This window comes from Caldimonas sp., assembly GCF_046291045.1.
Taxonomy (GTDB): domain Bacteria; phylum Pseudomonadota; class Gammaproteobacteria; order Burkholderiales; family Burkholderiaceae_C; genus Caldimonas.
Map to the genome: position 1 here is coordinate 65,799 of NZ_JBKBSL010000016.1, position 7,412 is coordinate 73,210.

Below are 7,412 nucleotides of genomic sequence, written 5' to 3' on the forward strand. Positions count from 1 at the left end.
GGGTCAGCCCTCCCGGGTGCCCAGGAGACCCTTGGGACGGAAGATCAGGATCAGCACGAGGAACAGATAGGGCAGGATGGGTGCCACTTGGGAGATCGTCAGCTTGAGCACGGGGTAGCCGAAGGTCTCGGGGGTGATCGTCCAGCCGAACTTTCCGAAGAAGTTGATCAAGGAGGCATCGATCGCCACAGCGAAGGTCTGGATGATGCCAATGAGCAGCGAGGCCAGGAAGGCGCCGGCCAGCGAGCCCATGCCGCCCACCACCACCACCACGAAGATGATGGCTCCCACCGTGAAGGCCATGCCGGGCTCGGTGACGAAGGCGTTGCCGCCGATGACACCGGCCAGCCCGGCCAGCGCCGCGCCACCGCCGAAGACGAGCATGAACACCCTGGGCACGTTGTGTCCCAGGGCCTCGACCATCTCCGGATGGGTGAGCGCGGCTTGGATCACCAGGCCCACCCGGGTCCGTGTGAGCAGCAGCCACAGTGACACCAGCATCAGTACCGCCACCAACATCATGAAGCCGCGGTACTTCGGAAACTGGGTGCAGACGATGCGCACGCCCTCCTCGGCAGAGCGGCACATCTCTGTCGGGGCCAGACCCCACACCACATCCAGCGCCCCGGCGGTGGAGCCCACGATGGTGAACAGCGGCCCCTGCAGCGCCTCGGGCACGCGGTAGTCCACCGCCGAGCGCCCCCACACGAGTTGCACCAGCTCGAGGATCACATAGCTCAGCCCGAAGGTGATCAGCAGCTCGGGCACGTGGCCGAACTTGTGGACGCGGCGCAGGCAGTACTTCTCGAACAGCGCGCCCAGCAGACCCACCAGCACGGGAGCGACCACCAAGGCCGGCCAGTAGCCGACGATCTGCATCGTGGTGTAGGCGAAGTAGGCGCCCAGCATGTAGAAGCTGGCATGAGCAAAGTTGAGCACGCCCATCATGCTGAAGATCAGCGTGAGGCCCGAACTGAGCATGAACAGCAAGAGCCCGTAGCTCAAGCCGTTGAGCATCGAGATCGTGAGGAACTGGAGGTCCATCGACGGTCAGCGCCCGAGGGCGCGGTGGTCAAAGAAAAGGGCCCGACAGGAAGATGCCATCGGGCCCGGGGAGCGCGAGACTGCCCTACAAGGGGGTCAAGGACGCTTCATCTGGCAGGACGTCGGCGTGCTGGAGACGTAGGGCTCGAAGTACTTGACCGGCACAAAGGTGTAGCCGGTGTTCTCCGGGCTGTAGGTGTTCTTCGCATCGGTCTTCTGCCAGCGCGAGATGTACAGGCCTTGCTGCAGCTGGTGGTCTGCACGTCGCATTTCCACATCGCCGTTGAAGCTCTTGAACTTGAGCCCGCTCATCGCGGCGGCCACCTTCACCGGGTCGGTGGACTTGGCCTTGGCCATGGCGTTGCTCAACAAGGCAAAGGCGTGGTAAGTGGCGCCGGTGTACCAGTCGTCGTTGAAGCGCTTGCGGAACTCGTCCTGGATTTTGGCGACCTCGCCACCCATGTTGTAGTGGTTGTAGGACACCTGATAGACACGGCCTTCACCGGCGGCCCCCATGGCCGTGGGGGTGCCGCTCACGCCACCGTAGTAGACGTAGAACTTGGCGTTCAGCCCTGCATCGTTGGCCGCCTTGATCAGCAACGTGAGGTCGGAACCCCAGTTGCCGGTGATCACGGTATCGGCGCCGGAGGCTTTGATCTTGGCAATATAAGGTGCGAAATCGCGCACCTGAGCCAGCGGATGCAAATCCTCGCCGACAATCTTGACGTCCGGGCGTTTGCGGGCCAGGTTCTCTTTGGCATAGCGCGCGACCTGGTGGCCGTGAGCGTAGTTTTGGTTGATCAAGTAGACGTTCTTGATGTCGGGCTGATCCTTCATGAAGGTGGTCAGCGCCTCCATCTTCATCGAGGTGTCGGCATCGAGCCGGAAGTGCCAGTAGCTGCACTTGCTGTTGGTGAGGTCGGGGTCGACGGCGGCATAGTTGAGATAGACGACCTCCTTACCCGGGTTGCGCTCGTTGTGCTTGGTGACGGCATCGGACAGCGCCAGCGCTGCGCCGGAGCCGTTGCCTTGCACGATGTAGCGGATGCCTTGATCGATGGCCGACTTCAACGCGTTCAGGCTTTCCTGCGGGCTGAGCTTGTTGTCGATGCCGATGACCTCGAACTTCACGCCGGCCGGGTTGTTGCGGTTGAAGTACTCGGCCATGAACTGGAAGCTCTTGAGCTGGTTCTGGCCCACCGTGGCCATCAGGCCGGACAGCGGGTCGATCCAGGCGATCTTCACGGTCTCTCCCTTCTGGGCGAAGGCCGAACCGCAGCACAGCGCGGCCGCGGCCAGGATCGACAGTTTCATGTGGGTGCGGCGGTTGATCATCGAAGGTCTCCTTGAGCTGTTGGCAGCGGGTTGAGCGACAGGCTACAGAACTTCGTTGGCGGTTCGTACAGGGAATGCCCGTAGCGGGTGTCTCACTGGCGACAGGTGACCTGCCACGGACCTTCGTTCAGCTTGGCAACACGTGGTTGGCGAACTGCTCGCGCAGCTTGAGCTTTTGCATCTTGCCGGTGGCGGTGTGAGGGATTTCGTCGACGAAGACCACGTCATCCGGGATCTGCCACTTGGCGATCTTGCCTTCGTAGAAAGCCAGCATTTCTTCGCGCGTGAGGGAGGCGCCGGGTTTGCGCACCACCACCAGCAACGGACGCTCGTCCCACTTCGGATGCCGACAGGCGATCGCTGCGGCCTCGTGTACCGCGGGATGGGCCATGGCGATGTTCTCCAGGTCGATCGAACTGATCCACTCACCCCCGGACTTGATCACGTCTTTGGAGCGGTCTGTAATCTGCATGTAGCCGTCCGGGTCGATCGTCGCGACGTCGCCGGTGGGGAACCAACCGTCTTGCAGCGGCGATTCGTCCCGGCGGAAGTAGCTCTGGATGACCCAGGGACCGCGAACCACCAGATTGCCCGAGGATTTGCCATCCCACGGTAGCGGCCGGCCGTCGTCGCCGGTGATTTGCATGTCGATCCCGTAGATGACCTTGCCTTGTTTTTCCAGAACGCGGCGTCGATCCTCCAGGGGCAGGTCCAGGTGCTTGGCTTTGAGCTTGGACAGAGTGCCCAAGGGTGACAGCTCGGTCATGCCCCAGGCGTGGATGACATTGACGCCGAAGTCGTCCTCGAGCGTGCGTAGCATCGATGGCGGGCAGGCCGAGCCGCCGATCACCGTGCGTTTGAAGGTGCTGAACTTCAAGTTGTTCTGCTTGGCGTAGGTGATGAGTCCCAGCCAGACCGTGGGCACGCCGGCGCTGAAGGTGACTTTCTCGGCCTCGAACAGCTCGTACAGCGATTTGCCATCCAGATGCGGCCCGGGCATCACGAGCTTGGCGCCTACCAGCGCAGCCGAATACGGCAGCCCCCAGGCGTTGACATGGAACATCGGCACCACCGGCAAAATCACGTCCTGGGCCGAGCAGCCCATGGCATCCGGCAGGGCCGAGGCGTAGGCGTGCAGCACCGTGGAGCGGTGGCTATAGACGGCTCCCTTGGGGTGTCCAGTGGTGCCCGAGGTGTAGCAGATGCTCGAGGCAGTGTTCTCGTCGAACTGCGGCCAGGTGTAGCGGCCGTCCTCGGCCTGGACCAGCTCTTCGTAGCACAGCAGCCCCGGTAGCGTCGTCTGGGCGGGCATGTGGGTGCGGTCGGTCATCAGTACGAAGTGCTTCACCGTCGGCAGCGATGGCGCGAGCTTCTCGACCAGCGGCAGGAAGTTCAGATCGAAGCACAGGACCCGGTCCTCGGCGTCGTTGATGATCCAGGCAATCTGCTCGGGGAAGAGCCTTGGGTTGACGGTGTGGCATACCAGCCCGGAGCCGGATGTCCCGTAGTAGATCTCGAAGTGCCGGTATCCGTTCCAGGCCAGGGTGCCGACGCGGTCGCCCATCTCGCAGCCCAGCCGCGCCAGGGCCTGGGCCAGCTTGCGCGCACGCAGCTCGGCGTCGCGGTAGGTGTAGCGGTGCAGATCCCCTTCCACCCTCTTGGAGACGATCTCGGTGTCGGCGCAGTGGCGCGCGGCGTGCGTCAGCAGCGACGAGATCATCAGGGGCATCTGCATCATTTGGCCCATCAGGCGCGGCATGGGAGTACTCCTTCGCGGTGGCGGCTGTGAAATGCGTGTGGAACGACCGTTCGATTTCGATGATAGGAACCGTGCTGCACTGCAGCGCCTGCGGTTTTCCCTGAGGAACTGTCGCGGTCACGACAGCCTCACATGGCCCTGAGTGCGTCCTTGCCTTGGGCCGATGGCTACACTGCCGGCATGAACGCCCCGTACGAGCTCGGCCTGCCCACCGCAGCGCAGTGGATCAACCGCTACGCGTCCTTGGGCGAGGCCTTTTACACCCGGTTGCCGGCCCAAGGCCTGCCTGAGCCGCGCTGGGTGGCCACCAGCGACGCGGCCGCGCACGGTCTGGGCTGGCCGCGGGACTGGTGGGCCCGGTCCGACGCCTTGTCGGTGTTCAGCGGCAACGCGCTGTGGCCCGGAATGGATCCGCTGGCCACGGTCTACAGCGGGCACCAATTTGGCGTATGGGCCGGCCAACTCGGCGACGGACGGGCGCTGCTCCTGGGCGAAGTGCAGACGCCAAGCGGTGGCATGGAGGTTCAGCTCAAAGGCAGTGGAAGAACCCCGTACTCCCGCATGGGGGACGGCCGCGCGGTGCTGCGCTCATCCATCCGCGAGTTCCTATGCTCGCAGGCCATGCATGCCCTGGGCATCCCCACCACCCAGGCCCTGTGCCTGGTGGCCTCGCCGCTGCCGGTGCTGCGCGAATCCGTCGAGACCGCCGCGATGGTGACCCGGCTGGCCCCCAGCTTCGTGCGCTTCGGCCATTTCGAGCACTTCTGCCACCATGGTCAGCCGCAGGCGCTGCGCCGTCTGGCCGATTTCGTGATCGACCACCACCTGCCCGAATGTCGGCGCCAGGCGCATCCGTACGCGGCCCTGCTCGAGACGGTGGTGCGCCGCACGGCCGAGATGGTCGCCCAGTGGCAGGCCGTGGGCTTCTGCCACGGCGTGATGAACACCGACAACATGTCCATCCTGGGCCTGACGATCGACTATGGCCCCTTCGGTTTTCTCGACGCCTTCGACCCCGCCCATGTCTGCAACCACTCCGACACCCAGGGGCGCTACACCTACCATCGCCAGCCGCAGATCGCCCTGTGGAACCTGCATGCCTTGGCGCAGGCCCTGATGCCGTTGATCGAAGACACTGATCTGGCCCTGGCGGCGCTGGAGACCTACCGCAGCGCCTATCCGGATGCGCTGATGCGCCTGATGCGCGCCAAGCTCGGGCTGCGCACGCGCGAGGACAGCGACGCCGAGCTCGTCGATGCCTGGCTGACCCTGCTGGCCCGCGACCGGGTGGACCACACCCTGGCCTGGCGCCGCCTGGGACAGTTCCCGGTGGACGCCGCGCGGGGGGCGGGTCCGGTGCGCGACCTCTTCATCGACCGCGCGGCCTTCGATGCCTGGGCGGCCCGTTACCGGCAACGGCTCGCGCGCGAGTCCAGCCACGACGGTGAGCGACGCGCCGCGATGGACCGGGTGAATCCGAAGTACATTCTGCGCAACCATCTTGCCGAGATCGCCATCCGCCAAGCCCAGGCGGGGGACGACGGCGAGGTCCGGCGCCTGTTGCGCGTGCTCGAGCGCCCCTACGACGAGCAGCCCGAGAACGAGGCTGACGCTGCCTTGCCCCCGGACTGGGCTCACAGCATCGAGGTGTCCTGTTCATCATGAGCGACTACGAAATCCGCAAGTCCGATGACGAGTGGCGTCGCCAGCTCGACCCCCTCGCCTATCGCGTGACCCGCCAGGCCGCCACCGAGGCGCCCTTCACCGGCCGTTACTGGCGGCACGATGCCGACGGGGTCTACCGCTGCATCTGCTGCCATGCGGAGCTCTTCGATTCCGGCACCAAGTTCGACGCGGGCTGCGGCTGGCCGAGCTACTTCCAGGCCATCGAGGAGGGGCGCATCGAGCGGGTGATGGACTACAGCCACGGCATGGTGCGCGTGGAGGTGCGCTGCAGCCGCTGCGCAGCCCACCTGGGCCATGTCTTCGACGACGGTCCGGCGCCCACCGGCGAACGCTACTGCATCAACTCGGCCGCACTGGACTTCGTGCCCCGTCAGGACTGAACCGTGCCTGCTGCTGCCGCCCGATGAAACTGTTCTTCGACTTCCTGCCGCTCATCCTGTTCTTCGGCAGCTTCAAACTGGCGGAATCCCGGCCTGGGCAGGCCGCCGAGCTGGCCACGGCCTGGTTCGGCCCGCTGGCCGCGGGCGCAGCGGTGGATGCACAGGCCGCTCCCGTCCTGCTGGCCACTGCCGTGGTCATGGCGGCCACTGCGGTCCAGATCGGCGTGCTGCTGGCGCGGGGCCGGCGTGTGGATGCGATGCTGTGGGTCAGCCTGGTGCTCGTGCTGGTGCTGGGCGGCGCCACGCTATGGTTCCACAGCGAGACCTTCATCAAGTGGAAGCCCAGTGTGCTGTACTGGATCATGGGAGCCAGCCTGTGGGTCAGCCAGGTCGTCTTGCGCCACAACCTGCTGCACGCGCTCATGGGCGGGCAGATCGACCTGCCCGCCTCGGTGTGGCAGCGGCTGAACTTCGCCTGGATCGCCTTCTTTGGCCTGATGGGCCTGCTCAACGTGTACGTGGCCTACAGCTACCCCACGGCCGTCTGGGTGAACTTCAAGGTGTTCGGCTCGCTCGGCCTGATGCTGCTCTTTCTGCTCGCCCAGGCGGTCTACCTGAGCCGCCACCTGAAGAACGAGGAACCTTCTTGACATGCCCGTGAGTGCCCACCAGATCGAGAGCCGACTGCGCGAGACCCTGGAGCCGCTGACCCTGTCGGTCCAGGACGACAGCCACCTCCATGCGGGGCATGCCGGTGCGCGCGAGGGCCGTCATTTCAGCGTGCGTATCGTGAGCGCACGGTTTCACGGTTTGTCACGGGTGGCCCGCCACCGCCTCGTGTATGATGCCCTCGCCCCGCTGATCCCTCAGGGCATTCACGCTTTGGCCTTGCAAACCCATGCCCCTGACGAGGTCTGAGGATCCGGCCCGGCCGTGATGTCGTTCGAGCCCTGCGCGTGCCGCGGCTGTCGCCCGCACTTTCCTTCCAATCACGAGGTTTCCTGCATGAAGAAGTCTGTTTTCGCCCTCGGTGCGCTGAGCCTGGCCTTGGGCACTGCGCTGCTGCCGGCCACGGCGATGGCCCAGAACGTGGCCATCGTCAACGGCAAGGCCGTGCCGAAGGCGCGCGTGGACGCCCTGCTCGAGCAGGTCAAGCGCCAGGCCGATGCGTCCGGCCGTGCCCTGCCCCCGGACATCGAACGCCTGGC

The 7,412-nt window shown here is 65.2% G+C and carries 7 protein-coding genes and 1 pseudogene; 5 read left to right on the top strand and 3 right to left on the bottom strand.

The features are described 5' to 3' along the window. Positions 1-3 precede the first annotated feature (3 nt). The 3 genes from ACK4ZD_RS07890 to ACK4ZD_RS07900 all read right to left on the bottom strand — a co-directional run bounded on the left by ACK4ZD_RS07890 (position 4) and on the right by ACK4ZD_RS07900 (position 4,138). Positions 4-1,044 (bottom strand): branched-chain amino acid ABC transporter permease, encoded by a 1,041-nt coding sequence (locus ACK4ZD_RS07890; RefSeq protein ID WP_409660281.1) that lies wholly within the window; start codon positions 1,042-1,044, stop codon positions 4-6. A 96-nt stretch (positions 1,045-1,140) separates the two neighbouring features. Continuing rightward, entirely contained in the window at positions 1,141-2,379 is a 1,239-nt protein-coding gene (locus ACK4ZD_RS07895; RefSeq protein ID WP_409660283.1) for a branched-chain amino acid ABC transporter substrate-binding protein, read from the bottom strand. Between the two features lie 127 nt (positions 2,380-2,506). Continuing rightward, complete coding sequence (locus ACK4ZD_RS07900; protein ID WP_409660285.1) at positions 2,507-4,138, bottom strand: 3-(methylthio)propionyl-CoA ligase; 1,632 nt, start codon at positions 4,136-4,138, stop codon at positions 2,507-2,509. Between the two features lie 180 nt (positions 4,139-4,318). Between ACK4ZD_RS07900 and ACK4ZD_RS07905 the strand changes: the two genes are divergently transcribed. The 5 genes and pseudogenes from ACK4ZD_RS07905 to ACK4ZD_RS07925 form a co-directional block, all read left to right on the top strand. After that, positions 4,319-5,803, top strand: coding sequence for a protein adenylyltransferase SelO (locus ACK4ZD_RS07905; RefSeq protein WP_409660287.1), 1,485 nt, complete (start codon positions 4,319-4,321; stop codon positions 5,801-5,803). Further along, on the top strand, positions 5,800-6,204 hold the full coding sequence (gene msrB / locus ACK4ZD_RS07910) for a peptide-methionine (R)-S-oxide reductase MsrB (protein WP_409660289.1): 405 nt from the start codon (positions 5,800-5,802) through the stop codon (positions 6,202-6,204). Before ACK4ZD_RS07905 ends, msrB begins: the two co-directional genes overlap by 4 nt. Before the next feature lie 23 nt (positions 6,205-6,227). Beyond that, positions 6,228-6,854 carry a septation protein A gene (locus ACK4ZD_RS07915; RefSeq protein ID WP_409660291.1) on the top strand — a complete coding sequence of 209 codons (627 nt, stop codon included), beginning with the start codon at positions 6,228-6,230 and terminating at the stop codon, positions 6,852-6,854. 1 nt (position 6,855) lies between these two features. Then, the gene (locus ACK4ZD_RS07920) at positions 6,856-7,122 is read left to right on the top strand and encodes a BolA family protein (protein ID WP_409660292.1); all 267 of its coding nucleotides are present in this window, start codon (positions 6,856-6,858) and stop codon (positions 7,120-7,122) included. Between the two features lie 87 nt (positions 7,123-7,209). Then, positions 7,210-7,412 (top strand): annotated as a pseudogene (locus ACK4ZD_RS07925) (peptidylprolyl isomerase); the annotation flags it as partial.